Annotated in this window: 18 protein-coding genes; 6 read left to right on the forward strand and 12 right to left on the reverse strand. The window is 55.5% G+C overall.

Annotation, left to right across the window (positions count from 1 at the left end; translation table 11 throughout):
- Positions 1-141: 141 nt before the first annotated feature.
- Positions 142-1137 (forward strand): DUF3080 family protein, encoded by a 996-nt coding sequence (locus ACO05M_RS13675; RefSeq protein ID WP_421863901.1) that lies wholly within the window; start codon positions 142-144, stop codon positions 1135-1137.
- Between the two features lie 57 nt (positions 1138-1194).
- Here ACO05M_RS13675 and ACO05M_RS13680 read toward each other — a convergent pair whose 3' ends face one another.
- Positions 1195-1629: a ProQ/FINO family protein gene (locus tag ACO05M_RS13680; protein WP_421863905.1), complete on the reverse strand. Its 435-nt coding sequence runs from the start codon at positions 1627-1629 to the stop codon at positions 1195-1197.
- 48 nt (positions 1630-1677) lie between these two features.
- The gene (tusA, locus tag ACO05M_RS13685) at positions 1678-1920 is read right to left on the reverse strand and encodes a sulfurtransferase TusA (RefSeq protein ID WP_114693894.1); all 243 of its coding nucleotides are present in this window, start codon (positions 1918-1920) and stop codon (positions 1678-1680) included.
- Positions 1921-2110: 190 nt separating this feature from the next.
- Between tusA and ACO05M_RS13690 the strand changes: the two genes are divergently transcribed.
- Positions 2111-2395, forward strand: coding sequence for an antibiotic biosynthesis monooxygenase family protein (locus ACO05M_RS13690; protein ID WP_421863908.1), 285 nt, complete (start codon positions 2111-2113; stop codon positions 2393-2395).
- Between the two features lie 45 nt (positions 2396-2440).
- On the opposite strand, the gene rlmM is transcribed toward ACO05M_RS13690, so the two are convergent.
- A complete protein-coding gene (gene rlmM / locus ACO05M_RS13695; RefSeq protein WP_421863910.1) occupies positions 2441-3502 on the reverse strand; it encodes a 23S rRNA (cytidine(2498)-2'-O)-methyltransferase RlmM in 1062 nt (353 codons plus the stop codon).
- Positions 3503-3686: 184 nt separating this feature from the next.
- On the opposite strand from rlmM, the gene ACO05M_RS13700 reads away from it, so the two are divergent.
- Both ACO05M_RS13700 and ACO05M_RS13705 read left to right on the forward strand, forming a co-directional pair.
- Complete coding sequence (locus tag ACO05M_RS13700; protein ID WP_421863913.1) at positions 3687-4436, forward strand: helix-turn-helix domain-containing protein; 750 nt, start codon at positions 3687-3689, stop codon at positions 4434-4436.
- Positions 4437-4505: 69 nt separating this feature from the next.
- Positions 4506-5192, forward strand: a complete 687-nt coding sequence (locus ACO05M_RS13705) for a sulfite exporter TauE/SafE family protein (protein ID WP_421863916.1) — start codon at positions 4506-4508, stop codon at positions 5190-5192.
- 47 nt (positions 5193-5239) lie between these two features.
- On the opposite strand, the gene ACO05M_RS13710 is transcribed toward ACO05M_RS13705, so the two are convergent.
- Positions 5240-5758, reverse strand: a complete 519-nt coding sequence (locus ACO05M_RS13710; RefSeq protein ID WP_421863919.1) for a hypothetical protein — start codon at positions 5756-5758, stop codon at positions 5240-5242.
- 119 nt (positions 5759-5877) lie between these two features.
- On the opposite strand from ACO05M_RS13710, the gene ACO05M_RS13715 reads away from it, so the two are divergent.
- Complete coding sequence (locus ACO05M_RS13715) at positions 5878-6549, forward strand: hypothetical protein (protein ID WP_421863922.1); 672 nt, start codon at positions 5878-5880, stop codon at positions 6547-6549.
- A gap of 5 nt (positions 6550-6554) precedes the next feature.
- Here the strand turns inward: ACO05M_RS13715 and ccoS are convergent, their stop codons facing one another.
- The 8 genes from ccoS to ccoN form a co-directional block, all read right to left on the reverse strand.
- Positions 6555-6806: a cbb3-type cytochrome oxidase assembly protein CcoS gene (ccoS, locus tag ACO05M_RS13720; RefSeq protein WP_421863925.1), complete on the reverse strand. Its 252-nt coding sequence runs from the start codon at positions 6804-6806 to the stop codon at positions 6555-6557.
- Positions 6807-6848: 42 nt separating this feature from the next.
- A complete protein-coding gene (locus ACO05M_RS13725; protein ID WP_421863928.1) occupies positions 6849-9383 on the reverse strand; it encodes a heavy metal translocating P-type ATPase in 2535 nt (844 codons plus the stop codon).
- Positions 9384-9390: 7 nt separating this feature from the next.
- Complete coding sequence (locus ACO05M_RS13730; protein WP_421863931.1) at positions 9391-9885, reverse strand: FixH family protein; 495 nt, start codon at positions 9883-9885, stop codon at positions 9391-9393.
- Between the two features lie 64 nt (positions 9886-9949).
- Positions 9950-11380: a cytochrome c oxidase accessory protein CcoG gene (ccoG, locus tag ACO05M_RS13735; RefSeq protein WP_421863934.1), complete on the reverse strand. Its 1431-nt coding sequence runs from the start codon at positions 11378-11380 to the stop codon at positions 9950-9952.
- 457 nt (positions 11381-11837) lie between these two features.
- Positions 11838-12698 carry a cytochrome-c oxidase, cbb3-type subunit III gene (ccoP, locus tag ACO05M_RS13740; RefSeq protein WP_421863937.1) on the reverse strand — a complete coding sequence of 287 codons (861 nt, stop codon included), beginning with the start codon at positions 12696-12698 and terminating at the stop codon, positions 11838-11840.
- A complete protein-coding gene (locus ACO05M_RS13745; RefSeq protein WP_421863940.1) occupies positions 12688-12900 on the reverse strand; it encodes a cbb3-type cytochrome c oxidase subunit 3 in 213 nt (70 codons plus the stop codon). Before ACO05M_RS13745 ends, ccoP begins: the two co-directional genes overlap by 11 nt.
- The gene (gene ccoO / locus ACO05M_RS13750) at positions 12893-13609 is read right to left on the reverse strand and encodes a cytochrome-c oxidase, cbb3-type subunit II (RefSeq protein WP_421863943.1); all 717 of its coding nucleotides are present in this window, start codon (positions 13607-13609) and stop codon (positions 12893-12895) included. The genes ACO05M_RS13745 and ccoO overlap by 8 nt, the downstream gene beginning before the upstream one ends.
- 14 nt (positions 13610-13623) lie before the next feature.
- Entirely contained in the window at positions 13624-15060 is a 1437-nt protein-coding gene (gene ccoN, locus ACO05M_RS13755) for a cytochrome-c oxidase, cbb3-type subunit I (protein WP_421863946.1), read from the reverse strand.
- A 610-nt stretch (positions 15061-15670) separates the two neighbouring features.
- Between ccoN and hemN the strand changes: the two genes are divergently transcribed.
- A complete protein-coding gene (gene hemN, locus ACO05M_RS13760; protein ID WP_421863948.1) occupies positions 15671-17062 on the forward strand; it encodes an oxygen-independent coproporphyrinogen III oxidase in 1392 nt (463 codons plus the stop codon).
- Positions 17063-17088: the final 26 nt, after the last annotated feature.

Consider the following 17088-nt stretch of genomic DNA (forward strand, 5'->3'; position numbering starts at 1 on the left):
CAAACACACCTACACTTGGGTAAAGCTGCAATTAACGGAGCGGGTTTGTCACCTCAGTACCGATACCGAATCCGGCGGCGCTGGATCACGATCATTAGCATACTCAGCCTCAACGGCTGCGGGGTATCAACGCCACCGGCTATGTTAGAAGACTACCTGCAACGGGTCGCCAACGTACTTGAGGCCGAACCGCAAAGCTCCAATGCCGAGACCCGGGCAGTGATGTTACCGCTGCCGTCACGCCGGGAGCGCCGGCTGACTCCTGAAGAGCTTCGCAGCGGTCTATTGGACAGCCTGGAGCTGCGTCACTGCGGGCTGTTACCGCTGATTGCCGAGCGCAACAGCTCGCTGGGTAAAGTGATGAAACCCTCGTTACAGCTCAACTATGAGCTGCAGTTCTTCGCTAAACTCCAACCCTGCCTGAAGCGTGATCAGCAGCAATCGATCTCCGATACCGAATTCAGCGCACAACTGCAGCAGATCTACCGGATCAAAAGCGCCAATTTGGTTCCGGTTTGGTGGAATAGCGTGTTCGCCGCCGAAGCGATGGAGCGAAACCTGTCGTTATCTCGACCGCCGATCCCGCTGCAGGGCAATCCAGGTTATGGCGATAGCTTTCGCGCCTTGGAGGTCATGGGCACACTGGCCCAGCCGTTGAACCCGCCAGCCGACCCCTTCCCGCTTCCCAACCAACTGGAGCGCCTAGAAAGCGGCCATGAAAGCCTCTACAACAGCGAATACGGCAGCCAACTATTCAGCTCAATCGCACTGTTGATCGATGCCCTGAATCGTACCGCCCTGACGCTGGATCGAGCCACCCGTCAACGGCCGTTATGCCTCAACGGTCACTCGACCACCCAGGCGGAATACTTGAGGAATGTCTTTGATCGCTATTACGGCGGCGGCGTACAGCCCTACTTATCAAGGACCTACCGTAACGGCCGCGCCTGGCTCGAGATGATGGATAAGCTCGCTCAACAGGCTCAGCCTTCTGTTGCCTGGGTCCACTATCATCAGCAGATGCTCGACCCGCTCGCGAAGAATGGCCTCTGGCAACAGTTCGAGCGGGCTATTCAACAGCATACTCGTAGCTGGAAACAGGTGCTCAGCAGCTGCGGCCTGATGCCCGGGAGCTGAGCAACGAAAAACGGCCACATCATCGATGCGGCCGCTTCTTTGGACGGAGAGGCGAGCTTAGCTGTGCTTGCTGACCAGCTGCGCCAACTTATCGTTGATGCGCGTCTGCTTGGCTTGCTTCTTTTGCTCTTGAGCACGCTGCTGACGTTGTTCACGGGCTTTTTTGAGCATGGACTTGGCATGTTCTGCCTCCTGCTCGGTCACCTTACCCGCGGCCTCGCCGGCCAGGTCAACCCGATCAGCACCGGCAACCAGTGATTTGTAGTACAGCGGCGAGCGGACATAGGATGCCAGCGCCCGCTTGATTTTCCCTTTAGACAATTTAGCATCGGCCAAAAGGTCTTCCTGAATGCCGATTTTCAGCGGCTTTACTGCTTCACGGTTGAAGGTTTCCGGATACAGCTCGGAGATTTGGGCCACTGCCGCCTGGTTGGCGGCACGGTTTTTATTGCGAGAAGCGTTTGCCGGTTTGGCAGTCTGGGTTTCAGTCATAGCACTAGCGTATTCGTTAACGGGAAAAATTGATCCGTATCCGACGGGTTATCCCTCGCCCTTACGGATCAGGTAATAGAAACGATCGGCCTCGGCCCGCTCGCTGAGCAGCTCATGGCCAAGAAAGGCACAAAATTTGGGGATATCGCGCTGGGTCGACGGATCTGTCGCCACGACCTCAAGCACTTCGCCAATGGCGATATCACGAACCTTGTTATGCAGCATCATCACCGGCTCGGGACAATAGAGTCCCACCGCGTCCATCTGATGATCAGCTTTTATTTCAGACATACTGCCGCCCTAATTTCCGAGGGGGTATTGTCGCAAAAGCTGGCGGCGGGCAAAAGAGACCTCAGGTTTTTTTTCACATCCATCTACGAAATAGAAAATTAGCTTTATACTTCAGCTATATAGAAGGTTATTTGTCTTCATCGGGGTGACCAAAGACCCCATAACAAGCCGTCAGTACAGGAGGCCCTCAATGATCAAGGTTATGATCGAGCGATTTATCGCCGAAGACCTGGCCGATCACTACCAGCAGCGCGCCAGCAGCACGCTGCAAACCGCCATGAGCACACCGGGATTTATCAGCGGAGAATCACTTAAAAGCGTCAGCAACCCGAATCATCGGATTATTTTTGCCAACTACCGCAATCTGCAGGATTGGGAGAACTGGTACCACAGCGAGGCCCGCAAAGAGATCATGGAGCAACTTAAACCGATGCTGCTCGAAGATGAGAAGATCACCATCATGACTCATATCTGAGTATCGGTGGCCACGACACCTGAGCCTGGAAATCGGTTACCAGGCTCACTCCAGACGTAAATAACAGGTGACCTCTTCGCGGTCGTGGTAGAGCTGCTTAACATCCAGCGCAAAGCCAACCCCAGCCAGGTTCAACTGCTCGGCGATCAATTCGCAGCATTCCATCACCGAGGCGTAGCGCTTTTTCATCGGCAGTTTCAGATTAAAGATAATCCGACGACTCCAACCCCGCTCCAACCATAGAGCCATCCGCCTGGCGACCTTGGTCGGTTGATCCGCCATATCGCAAACCATCCAGTCGACCGGCTTTCTTGGCTCATACTGAAAGCCGTCCTCCATCGCATGCTCGACCAATCCCGACTCCATCAACGACTCGGCCATCGGCCCATTGTCGACCGCCGTCACCCGAATGTGACGCCGCACCAATTGCCAGGTCCAACCACCGGGCGCGGCACCCAGGTCAACCGCCTTCAGCCCGGGACAAAGCAACTTCTCCCGTTCGCCGGCACTGAGAAAGTGAAGAAAGGCCTCATCGAGCTTCAAGGTCGAGCGACTCGGTGCAGCGGCCGGGAACTTCAATCGCGGTATTCCCATCGGCTCCGGCGCATGATTACCGGGATGACTGATCCCTGCGTAAACCTGTGACGAATCCAGAAAGAACAGATGCAAACGGGGTAAGCGCTGGGTCCGCTTGGCACTGAGCAACCCTTCGCGCCTCATGGCCGCGGCACAGGGTGCGGTAAATTTACGGCAAAACCCCGCCAGTTCTTTGGCCTCGTTGGTATCGGCGGTTTCGATCATCAGCTCGCCGCACTGGGGCAATGATTGCAACTGCTGCAACAGCGGCCCGATACGATCCTGGGACGGTAAGTCCTCGATCAGGGCCTGGGCTGCAAACCATTGGCGGGCAAAGGCCAACTGGCGGAACGGCAGCTCGGTAATCAGTTGCAAAGCGCCCTGTTCAACCAGGCAATGGTAAACCACATAACCCTGACCACGGTCGGTGCGGGCATAACCGGCAACCCCGTGATGGTTGGCAAGTTCCGTTATTTCAGCCGCACACTCGGGTTCAAAACCCGGACGGCAATAGAGTACAAGATGATCCATGGGCGGCATTATACGCATAGAGCCGACTGGTCGAGCGCAAATCGAACTATTTTTTACCGCCTTACGCACTACTTGATAAAACTCAATTCCATTCGGGCAGCAAAGTGCGATCCTTTGCTCAACGATTGAGACAGCAATCTGCCGTCAGGTATAGCCGCGGTAATCTGGGGATATAGATAGCGACATGACCGATACCATCACTACTGATAGCCGTATGGACAGCGTTCAACACATCGAGTGTGATGACTGTGGACTCTTCCCGCTGTGCAAGCCGATCGATATCGGCGGTCGCGAGCTAAGCATGGCTGACGAGTTCGTCGAGCGCCGCCAACCGATCCGGTGCGGCGAGTACCTGTTCCACGAAGGCGACGGCTTTCATGCCATCTTCGCCGTTACCTCCGGCGCCTTCAAACTGGTCAACCAAGACCCCAGCGCCCAGGAGCTGGTTGTTGGATTCGCCTTATCCGGCGAGACGGTCGGCCAAAGCGCCATCTACCCGAAGCGTTACCCGTTCAGCGCCATCGCGCTGGAAGACAGCCATGTCTGCCAACTGCCGATGCACTGCGTCAGTAATACCCTGAATCAGGTCCCCTCGATGCAGCAGAACCTGCAGGATATGCTGAACAAGGAGAACTACGATCTGCATCGCCAGTTCGCGATGCTGATGGCACGCAAAAATGCCGAACAGCGACTGTCCGCCTTCCTGCTGAATCTGTCGTTACGCCTGAACGAACGCAACCTGTCCAGCGAACAGTTCCAACTGCCGATGTCCCGTGACGATATCGCCAACTTCCTCGGGCTGCGAAAAGAGACCCTGAGCCGCTTGTTCACCAAACTGCATCAATCCGGCGCCATTGCCGTTCGTGGTAAGCATATTCGTATTCTGGACAAGCAATTACTGCAGGATTCTTCAGGATTGCCGCAGCAAATCTGATACCCTAGCGTTCTACGTTGAAAACCTTTTAGAGCCCCCTGCGGGCTCTTTTTTTCACAGCGGAGAACCATGGAAACCCTCTCCTACCTCAGCGCCTTTATGGTGGGGCTGTTGGGCGGCGTACACTGCCTGGGCATGTGCGGCGGCATCACCGGCACCCTGAATCTCGGTCTGGAACCCAAACAACGGGAAAACGTCGGCACCCTGCTGCTGTTCCAACTCAGTTATAACGCCGGCAGGATCTTCAGCTACACCCTGGCCGGTGCACTGATGGGAGGCCTGGGGATTCTGCTGGTGCAGTGGTTGCCGTTGCAAACGGCTCAACGGGTACTGCTGGGCTTCGCCGGACTGTTTATGGTGCTGCTGGGGCTCTATCTGGGCGGCTGGTGGATGCTGCTGAATCGGGTCGAACAGGTGGGGCGTGGGCTCTGGGTCCGTATCGAACCACTGGGTCGACGGCTGCTGCCGGTAAAAACGCCGTTTCAGGCCTTGCTGCTGGGAACCCTTTGGGGCTGGCTGCCCTGCGGGCTGGTCTACAGCATGTTGATCAATGCCACCGCCAGCGGTGGTCTGATCAACGGCGCCCTGCTGATGCTGGCATTTGCCGTAGGCACGCTGCCGAATCTGTTGCTGATGGGGGTACTTACCGGTGCGGCTGCGCACCTGCTGCAATCCAAGCGGGTCAAACAGGTGTCGGGGCTGCTGGTACTGGGGTTTGGAGTCTGGACGCTGTATCGGGCGCTGCTGCTGGGCTAGGGATCGGTTCTATTTCCCCAGCCCAGCGTCGGATCGCTAAACCGGGCTTAGTTTTCGTCCAGCACCACCACATCACTATTGGGGAAGCGCTCAAAGGTCCCTTTTGACAGTTTGCCCTGAGCCGCCTGATGCATCGCATCGGACTCCATTACGATCAGCACCAGAACCGATACCAGGGTCGGCAGCAGTCCGATCCCTCCGATCATCGCCAGTACTGCAACTTTCATCATGCCCAGATGGGTATAACCGACCCAGCCAAGGCCGGAGATAACCAGCAACAGACAGATCACCCCTAAAAAGACCATCGAACGTCGGGCCGCCATTTGCCAATGGCACATCACATACCAGCTAACCGCCTGGTCCCGCTCTTTCTTGGCCCGCATGATGGTATAGAGCAGGACAATAACCGAAACCACCGGCACCATCGCCAGCGGCTGCCACATCGAATTGACGATTCCCAATGACGCGACAAACCACAGGATATGGTTACCGATCAGGTTGGTCAGAAAAAGCTCATGAGGCACTTTGGCTTTCGCCATCTCCTCAGTGGTGATCTCAAATTGCATCGACGGTCTCCATCAATCACTTAACTGTTTTCTTTCGTGCAGATTGTTACAATCGCTGCCCGAATGATTCTTCCAATTCGGAATGGATCGGCATCATTTCTCTACTGCCTGGAACCACTATGGATCGCAAAATACCGCTCGTTATCCTGGCTATCGTTATCGTTGTCTCAGCCCTGGCCATTCTGACCCCGGGAGGCCGTCAGGCCGACTCCAATCCGAAGCTCCCCTGGCAGATCACTGTACGCGCCGACGGTGCCACCGAAGTATTCGGACTGGTTCTCGGGCAAAGTCCACTAAGCCAGGCCAGTCAACTGCTGCAGCAAGACCCTACCCTGAGCCTGTTCCGCTCCCCCGAAGGCGAGTACGCTGTCGAAGCCTACTTCCAGCGGGCCACACTGAGCGGCCTCAGAGCCGACTTTGTCATGACCCTGGCCGTTGACCAAAACAACGCGGCGGCAATGTTCGACCGCGGCCTGAGGATCAGTCAGCTCGGTAGCGGCACCAAGAAAGTCGAACTGGCCGATGCCGACGTCCAACAGGCGATGGCCTCAACCATCGACCTGATCACCTACATTCCCAGCGCCGATCTTGAACCTGAACTGATCAGCCGCCAATTCGGCGAACCGACGCAGAAACTCGACGATCCCGAAGGCCCGCAACACTGGCTATATCCGGCCAAAGGCCTCGATATCGCGGTTAATCCGGAAAGCAAAGAGGTTTTCCAGTATATCCACCCGCAACGTTTCGACGCGCTGATCCAACCGCTGCAGTCTCAACAACCCGAAAGCTGATCGCATCAGCTGTTACGCGGTTCCGACTCCTCATTCGGGGAGTCGATCTCAGCCTCTGCCACCTTTTGCTCGGTTTGAGCAGCGTCTTTTTTCGGATCGATCTCTTCCAGATCATCCAGATCGTCGTCCATCAAAATTCGGTGGGCTTCGCCCTGAAGGTCATCAAACTGACCGCTCTTGGCAGCCCAGAAGAATACGACAACCGCGACCAATCCCATCGCAATCATGCCCGGGATCAAACCATAAATCACTTCCATCGTAGACCTCCAACTATCAACAGGTTGCCGCCGTTATCTGACTCACTTGCGGCGGAACAAGGTGGAAATTCGCGCGGCATTACCAATAACCAGCAACGAGCTGATCGGCATCGTAATCGCCGCCACCAACGGTGTGACCAATCCCATCATCGCCAATGGCACCATGATACTGTTGTAAGCGAACGACAGGCCAATATTTTGTCGCACCGTACGCAGGGTTCGCTGTGACAACTGAGCCGCTTGATCAACCCGAGCCAGGTCATTACTGAGCAGTACGATATCGGCACTGGCGATTGAGACATCGGTACCCGAGCCCAATGCGATACCGACATCGGCCCGGACCAGCGAGGGTGCATCATTAACGCCGTCACCCACCATTACCACTTCATGCCCTCGGGCCTGAATCTCGGCGATGGTTCGATCCTTGTCCTGCGGCAACACTTCGGCGATCACTTCCATGCCGCCCAACTGGTCAGCTACGGCTTCGGCGGTCTGGCGGCGATCACCACTGAGCAGGGTTATCTCTGCTCCCTGGGCTTTCAGCCACTCAATCAGCGCCTTGGCGCCGTCACGAATACGGTCCTCGATAGCGATCAGCGCCAATTCTTGACCGTCGCAGGCGGCTCGTATCGAGCTGATACCACGCTGATCCATCTCCGCGGCGGCCTGTTCCAGAGTTTCACTTGGCTGAACCTGCTGTTGGCGCAACCAGTCCGGCGTGCCAATCAACCAGCGCTGGCCATCGACGATCCCAATAACGCCCTGCCCGGGGTGACTGCTGAACTGCTCAGCCGAGATGGCCCGAGGCTTCAATTCCTGTTGTTCGGCGCAGCGAACGATCGCACTAGCGATCGGATGTTCGGAGAGTCGCTCAATTTCGGCGACCCGCTTTAACAGCGCCGCCGTCGTTTCATGAAGCGGATCGGACTGGCCCGGTTGCCAGGACTGCTGCTCCGTCACCAAAGCACTGAGCTGCATCTGTCCTTCGGTCAGGGTACCGGTCTTATCAAACACAAAGTGGCGAATCGCCGATAGACGCTCCAGCACCTCGCCGTTCTTCACCAGAATGCCATGGCGCGCCCCAAGACCCGAGGCCACCGCGATCGACATCGGTGTCGCCATCCCCAGCGCACAGGGACAGGTGATGATCAGCACTGAGGTTGCTACCATCAGCGCCTGCTCGATCCCGGCACCCCACCACCAGATAAAACTGGCCAATGCCAGCGACAGGGTCACCATCACAAACCAGGGCACAATCCGGTCGGCCAAACGCTGAATCGGCGCGCGACTGCTCTGGGCGTCTTCAACCAGGTGAATGATCTGGCCCAGCGCACTCTCGCCCAGCAGTCCGGTCACCTTGATCACCAGCGTACCACTGCCGTTCAGGGTCCCGGTATTAACCTGGGCGCCGACACTCTTGGTTACCGGAATCGATTCACCGGTCAGCATCGCCTCATCCAATTGGCTGCTGCCTTCGAGCACAACGCCGTCGACCGGGATACGCTCTCCCGGTTTGACCAGCACCCGATCCCCCTTCTTGACCGCACGGATCGCCACCAGTTCGGCTTCGTCGCCATCGACACCCGGCTTCAACCGGGTCGCCACTTTCGGTTGCAGATCCAGCAAGCGCTGAGTCGAGGCCAGCGCCTTGCGCTTGGACATCGCCTCCAGGTAGCGCCCAACCAGGATCACGAACAGGAAATTGACCACCGTGTCGAAATAGACTTCCCCGACCACCGATCCGGTGAAGGTGACATAGGCCGAATAGAGGTAGGTAATACTGACACCGATCGCGATCGGCAGATCCATGTTGGGACTTAGATTGCGGATACTGAACCAGGCACCGCGGAAAAACGGATAACCGGAATAGATCAGCGTCGGGGTCGCCAGCGCCAACCCGACCCAATGGAACAGTCCGCGGAACTCGCCCTGATCCGCGCCGGTATAGAGCGCGATCGAGATCCACATCAGGTTCATCATCGCGAAGGCGGCGAACCCCATCCGGAACAGCAGGTGACGATTCTGTTTCTTGAAACTGTCTTCAGCACTGTTGGGGTCGTACGGAACCGCTTTATAACCCAGGGTTCCCAACAACTCCAACATCCGCGACAGCGGCAAGCGACTGCGGTCCCACAGTACCTTGAGCTTACGGCCCGACAGGTTGACCCGAGCCTCTTCGATGCCCGGCTGACGCCGTAGACTGTTCTCAATCAGCCAGACACAGGCCGCACAATGTACCCCTTCGACCAGCAAGTGCACTTCCGACGAATCCTGACCGCTCGAGACAAACTCCTGCTGTACCTCGTCGAGATCGTACATCGCCAACGCATCGGTCAACTCCGGCGGTGGCGCCAGTTGCTCACCCTCAAGGATGCGCTCATAGAAACCGCCCAGGCCAGCGTTATGGATAGTCTCAGCGACCGAACGACATCCCTGACAGCAGAACTGCTTGGACTCGCCGTCAATCAAACCATCAACGATCTCATTGTCCGGCAACGGCAACTGACAGTGATAGCAGGGTTCGGCCGCAACAACGGACGCATCCGCCTGCGGTTTCAGGGTCGACGACTCTGTCATCTAACAGTTATTCGGGTTTGGCGACGTTGACGCGCAGGGCTTCGCTGTATTCAGCACCATCTTTGGTGACCACGACCAGCACATCCCAGATACCCGGCAGAGGGAAAGCCACCATGGCACGGTAGACACCGTTCTGCAGCTCCTCCATCGGCACGTCGAAATCACCCTCTTTATGGGTCGGACGATAGGCAAAAAACTGCACGCTGTCAGGAACCAGCAGCTTACCCTCTTTATCGCTGAGGAAGAAACGAACTTCACCCTTGGTGTTCTGAATCAGCTTCGGCGCAGGCTCGATACGCATATTCCAACCCGGATCCTGAGCCATCCGCTTGAGCATGTTCTTTTCGTAATCCTGGCCACGCTCGTAGTAGTTATCCACGACAAGCCCTGGATCGTTGGTTTGAGCCAGATAGATAAAGACGCCGTTGGCGATAAAAAACATCAGCAGCAGGCCACTCCAGATCAGGAACACCGGGCTGCGCCAGGGAGAAGACTTCGTCATAACTAACACTAATTCAAAGGCAAAAAATCAAAGCCCGACGGCCAAGCCGTCGGGCCGGTTTATTTTATCGGGCCGGACCGATAAATACACTCTCACGACTACTGCTGTAGACCTCATTACCACTCGTCGTCGTGATGGTGAACTTGATCGGTACCGACTCAGCCGTCAACGAGGACTGAGGCACCCGGACAAATACGGTACGCGGAGTGACATTGCCGTGACGGGCATTGAAGCCATCCTCGGAACCTGCGAGTTTCAATCCCTCCGGCCCCTCTGCGGTCACCATAATCTTGACATCATCGCTGAGCTTGTTGAGCACCTTCAAAGTGTACTTGTTCTGGATCGAGCCATCGCTCTGCATCACGAACAGCGGCTGGCGGTCATGGATCACCTTCAGATCGATGGCTCCCAGCGTGCTCAGGCCATAGACGATACCGCTCAGGGCAAAGGTCAGAATCGCCGAGTAAACCCAAACCCGTCCACGCTTGAAGAGCGGTACGCTATGGCCGGTTTCCAGACCTTCCAGCGACTCGTATCGAATCAAACCGGTCGGACGCCCGACCTTCTCCATAACCGCGTCACAGGCATCGATACAGAGTGCACAGGTGATACAGCCTTCCTGTTGGCCGTGACGGATATCAACCCCGGTCGGACAGACCGCGACGCACTGGTTACAGTCAACACAGTCTCCGGTCGTACGATCTTCTTCCTTTTGGCCCTTCTTGATCCGCCCCCGAGGCTCACCACGGTTAAAATCGTAGGTAGGAAGAATCGTGCTCTTATCGATCATGACCCCCTGAATACGGGCGTAGGGGCATAACCACAGACAGGCCTGCTCACGCAGGAAACCCGCCAACACGTAGGTACCGGCGATGAACATGCCGATAAAGACGGTGGAAGCCATACCGGCCTCGAAGCGAACCAGCTCACCCCACAGCGTGAAGGAGTCTTGGAACCAGGCCACGAAGCTGACCCCGGTCAGGAAGGCGATCAACAACCAGAGCGCATGCTTCTGGGTTTTGACTTTAATCTTTTGGAAGGTCCAGGGGGCTGCATCCAGCTTGCGGCGCTTCTGCGGTCCACCTTCAAACTTCTCTTCCAGCCAGGTATAGATATCGGTCCAAACGGTCTGAAAGCAGAAGAAACCACACCAGACCCGACCGGCAACGGCGGTGACCACCGCCAGCAGGATGGCGAAGAACAGCAACAGCAGCGCCAGCATCCAGAAATCCTGAGGCAGGATGGTTGCGCCGAAAATATGAAATTGGCGGTTGGGGATATCGAAAAGCACCGCCTGGCGGTCATCCCAGCGCAGGTAGGGGCCTAAGAAAAACAGCAGCCAGAAACTGTTGGACCACCACTTCAAATTACGCCACTTACCACCCATACGTTTGGCGTGGATCTTCTCCTCACCGGTATTAACATGCCAATGGCCGGACTCGGCGTAGATATCATCCACCGTACTGGTAGGAATCTGGTTGTTCAGATCGTTCACCCGAATTCTCCTTTGCTGACTGAAAGTGCCGTAGCGCTGTTTCGTCTACGTCGATGGCACCCCGTCCCTGATATTCACACTCACTGCCGCTATTCTATATTAGTAGTTATTAATATATAAGTTTGGAGCCCCGGCAATCTAAGGTTTTATACCGAGACAACAAGCTTTTAGTCTGAATTCTGCAACCGACAAAACTCACAATGAAAGCTTGAGTAGCAAAAAAGGGGGCAACCGTAGCCCCCTTTTATTATTGTTGTTGGAACCTTAGAACCTATTCCTGGCTCTTGGTTTCATTAATCAGTTTGACCGCCTTTACGCAGCAATAAACCACGATCGCAGTCGCACCAACCACACACAACACCGATCCAATAACTACAGCATCTACACCCATAGTATTCTCCCCTTGTCCGTGGGTGAATGAAGGGGGGCAGCAAGCGCCCCCCGAAGGATCTTATCGTTACTGACCGCCGCCCAGCTTGTGGACGTATACCGCCAGTTTCTTGATATCGTTCTCACTCAGACGCGCATTGAACGCCGGCATCACCGCTTCACGGCTCATCGGGTCGTTGGCCGCGTTAACACCATGCTTGATGGTGTACTTGGCACTGGCCAGTTTGTCGTCTTCGTTGAAACGCCAGATGGCATCGGTCAGGTTTGCAGAACCCATGATCTGGATACCTTTGGCATCAGGACCGTGACAGGCAAAACAGCCCTTGGTCTGATACAGCTCGGCGCCAGCTTCATTGGCCTTGCCTTGGCTCAGATCAACAGTGTACTGAGCCAGAGTATCGATCTCCTGCTCAGACAGAGTCGCTGCGTGGGCAATCATGACGCCCTGACGACCATTGGTGATGGTCTGAGTGATGGCATCGATAGTACCACCGTACAGCCAGTCATCGTCAGCCAGTACCGGGTAGCCCGGACCGCCCTGACCACCAGCACCGTGACAGGCCTGACAGTTGTCACCGAACAGTACCCGGGCAGAAGCCACGGAGTAACCGCTCAGACCATCGTCAGCCAGAATCTCAGCCGGGGTCATACCCGCGATCTGATCTTCAAACTTGGCACGAACAGCCTGAACTTCTGCTACGCCGTCGTTGTACTCGCCGATCTGAGTCCAACCCAGCACACCCTTGGTGCTGTCTTCACCCAGAGGAATCATCGGGTACAGGATACCGTAAGCAACCCACCAGATGATGGAGGCCCAGAAGCCTACCATCCACCAACGCGGAACCGGGTTATCCAGCTCCCGAATATTGTCATCCCAGATATGCCCAGTGTTGTTTTCACCGGGAAATGGGTTTTTTTCATCCGCCATTTTTCTCTCCGCTATCTAACCGCTCACCGTCGTCAATTTGAAACTTGCGATCTTCAAGTTTCTCCTTGTTCTTAGGACGGTAGGCGTAGACGTAAGCTACAACCATGAGGACAAAGATGACCACGGTCAGGATCGTTCCGACCCAATCGGTCGCGGTCATCGCCGCCCAATCAGTACTGAAATATTCTTTCAGACTACTCACGGTAAACCTTGTTGTCGTCCAGCTTGGCCATCGTACCCAGCACCTGCAGGTAGGCGACCATCGCATCTTCTTCGCTCTTACCCTTCACCGCAGCCGGAGCTTCGGCGATGTCGGCATCGGTGTAAGGAACGCCGATGGTTTGCAGGCCGCTCATGTGACGAGCGATTTGCTCACCATTAACTTCGGCATGCTGCAGCCATGGGTAGTTAGGCATGACGGACTCGGGCACAACGGAGCGCGGCGCACGCAGGTGCTTACGCTGCCAGTCGTCGGAGTACTTACCACCTACGCGAGCCAGGTCAGGACCGGTACGCTTGGAACCCCACTGGAACGGGTGGTCGTACATCGACTCCGAAGCCAGTGAGTAGTGGCCGTAACGCTCTTTCTCGTCACGGAACGGACGGATCATCTGTGAGTGGCACAGGTAGCAGCCTTCACGCAGGTAGATGTCACGACCAGCCAGCTCCAGCGGAGTGTAAGGACGGATACCGTCGCCGGCTTTCCAATCCTTCATCGAGGCATTTGCGGGACGATCCCAAACGATCTCAGGTGCAGTGCTCTTGTGCTCCATCGTTTTATCGATGGTGAACAGCGGAACGATCTCGACGATACCACCCACCGATACGGCGATTGCGGTCATCAAAACCAGCGCCCAGATGTTAACTTCCATCTTCTCCTGGAAGTTTTTCGGCTTTTGATTATCTGCCATTTTCCGTTTCTCCCTTAAGCGCTGGCCAGGGCAGCAGTACGCGCCTGGTCAACTTTGCCTTCTGCGGCAGACTTACGAACAGTCATCACAACGTTGATCAGCATGAGGACTGCACCGGACAGGAAGATCGCACCACCAATCGCACGCATCGCGTAGTACGGATGCATCGCTTCGACGGATTCGGCAAAGGTGTAAACCAGGGTGCCGTATTCGTCATAGGCACGCCACATCAGGCCCTGCATGATACCGGATACCCACATCGCAACGATGTAGACAACAGTACCGATGGTGAACAGCCAGAAGTGAACATTGATCAGTTTGGTGGACCACATTTCAGTGTGGAAACAACGGGTGATCAGGTGGTAGATCGCACCGGCACCAACCATGGCAACCCAGCCCAACGCACCAGAGTGTACGTGGCCAACGGTCCAGTCGGTGTAGTGAGACAGGGCGTTAACGGTCTTGATAGACATGACCGGACCTTCGAAGGTCGACATCGCGTAGAACGCCAGTGACATAATCAGGAAGCGCAGCGTGTAGTCGGTACGCAGCTTATCCCAAGCACCGGACAGGGTCATCATACCGTTGATAGCACCACCCCAGGACGGGATGATCATCGCCAGCGATACCGCTGCACCCAGAGAACCGGTCCAGTCCGGCAGTGCAGTGTATTGCAGGTGGTGAGCACCCAGCCAGACGTAACCAAAGGTCAGCGCCCAGAAGTGGATAACAGACAGACGGTAAGAGTAAACCGGACGACCAGCCTGCTTCGGTACGAAGTAGTACATGATGCCCAGGAAGCCAGCAGTCAGGTAGAAACCTACCGCGTTATGGCCCCACCACCACTGAATCATCGCATCCTGTACACCAGAGAAAATGGAGTAGGACTTGAACAGACCAACCGGAATGGAAAGGCTGTTTACGACGTGCAGATAGGTAATCATGATCATCATCGCCAGGAAGAACCAGTTCGACACATAGATGTGCGAGCTCTTACGGATAGCGATAGTCATGATGAAGTTGAAGCTGTAGGCCAACCAGACCACAGCAATGGCAACATCGATCGGCCACTCAAGCTCGGCGTATTCCTTGCCTTGAGTAAGACCCAGCGGCAGCGTGATAACTGCGCTGACGATAATCAGGTTCCATCCCCAGAAGGTGAACCACGCCAACTTCTCGCTCCAAAGGCGAACACCGCAGGTGCGCTGGACCGAGTAGAATGCCGTTGCCATCAAGGCACAGCCACCGAATGCGAAAATTACCGCATTGGTGTGAAGCGGACGCAAGCGCCCAAAGGTCAATTGTGGAATATCGAAATTAAGTACCGGCCATGCCAGTTCCGAGGCGATATACACCCCGACGGATGCGCCTACCACAAGGTAGACAACAGCCATAACGGCGAACCAGCGCACAACCCCGAGGCTGTACTTCTGCTCTGCTCTGGCGTCCATGAACCCCCCCTTCTTGGGTCAGACAAATTTGTTGTGGTGCAAAAACCCTACTAACACGCAGGAAATTTGCGGGCTTTATGAGACCGTTTTTTGTGACAATTGTCAAACATCTCGAAGGCTTTTTTAGCCACTACCAATACCCCTCAAAACCGCTCAACTACTTGAGATTAAGCCGTTTCTTATCAATGCATAATCGATTCCAACTTGGCATTTTTTTCACAGCTTTCCGGCTTATAAAAACACACCTTGCAACGCAGCAGAAACCGACTAAAAGAGTACGGAATTGCTACTTTTTTAGCACTGACAGCATAACCATAACCGCCACCACAAACCCGACTTAATTAGTCAAAAATAAGGGTCGATCCAGCGTCATTGCTGGCCCGCTTACCCAACCCATTCGTCACACCAGAGCGGTTCATTTTTCAGACCTCCCGAACCCCGCTCCTCACCACCGAAACTTGACATATGTAAATTTTGGTCTACATAGCCAAAACCCCTGTTCAATAGCTACTGCAACCCAACTCGCAGTGTGTTCTAATAATTCCCCATCAACCCGAGGTCCACTTTGGACCGTCGCGGCATTTTTCAGACTTTTTTTGGTGTATCTGACGTGGTAAAAAACTCCCAAATTCAGTGGAACCTGGAGCTGATCAAGCGTTACGACCTGTCCGGCCCACGCTATACCTCCTATCCAACCGCCATTCAGTTCGACCCGGAACTGAGCGCCGAGCAGCTGGTACAAACCGGTCAAAGCACTGCCGACACCAGTGCACCGCTATCCCTTTATTTCCATATCCCATTCTGCACCCACGTCTGTTACTACTGCGCTTGTAACAAGATGATCACCCGGAATAAGAAACGGGCAGCACCCTACCTGGACGAGCTCTATAAAGAGATGACCACGCTGTCGAACTGGTATTCCAACGACCGGATCGTCAACCAGCTGCACTGGGGCGGCGGCACCCCAACCTTTATCAGCGACGATGAGATGCGGGAATTGATGGACAAGACCCGTCAGCATTTCCATCTTCGTGATGATGACCAGGGCGATTACTCGATTGAGATTGATCCCCGCGAGGCCGATGCCCAGCGTATGGAAGTCATTCGCGAGCTCGGCTTCAACCGGGTCAGCCTCGGGGTTCAGGATATCGACCCCAAGGTGCAGGAAGCGGTCAACCGGATTCAGCCCACCTCGATGTCCGAGGAGATCATCACCAGTGCACGCGAGCTCGGCTTCAAGTCGGTTAACGTCGATCTGATCTACGGCCTGCCCCATCAGACCATCGACGGTTTTGCCAAAACCGTCGACACCATGATCGAACTGAGCCCGGATCGCCTGTCGGTGTTCAACTACGCCCATATGCCGGACCGGTTCCGCTCGCAGATGCATATCAACGGCGACGATCTGCCCGCGCCCAGCGACAAACTGGTGATTCTGGAGAACACCATCAACCAACTGATCGATGCCGGTTACCAGTACATCGGCATGGACCACTTCGCCAAACCCGATGACGAGCTCGCCATCGCCCAGCGCGAAGGCCACCTGCACCGTAACTTCCAGGGTTATACCACCCACAGTGATTGTGACCTGGTTGCCATGGGGGTTTCCGCCATCAGCCAGATCGGCGACGTCTACTACCAGAACGAACACGATCTGAAGCTGTACCAGAAAGCGGTTGCCGACAAAGCCCAGGCGATTAAACGTGGCGTGATCCTTACCCGCGACGACAGCATCCGACGTCGGGTCATCACCCAACTGATCTGCCACTTTGAATTGGATCCGGCCGTTATTGAGCGCGAGTTCGGTATCGACTTTGACAGCTACTTCAGTGATGAACTGGCACTGATCCAGCAATTTGCCGGTGACGGCTTGGTTGAACTGGACGGTCGCCGCATTGAAGTAACCCCGGCCGGCCGCTTGCTGATCCGTCGAATCTGTATGACATTCGATGCCTATATGCCGAAACTGCAGGCCGGACGCACCTTCTCTCGCATCATCTAAACAGCAGTCGGCAGCAGGGCATACTG

The organism is Motiliproteus sp., assembly GCF_965230735.1.
GTDB lineage: Bacteria > Pseudomonadota > Gammaproteobacteria > Pseudomonadales > Balneatricaceae > Motiliproteus.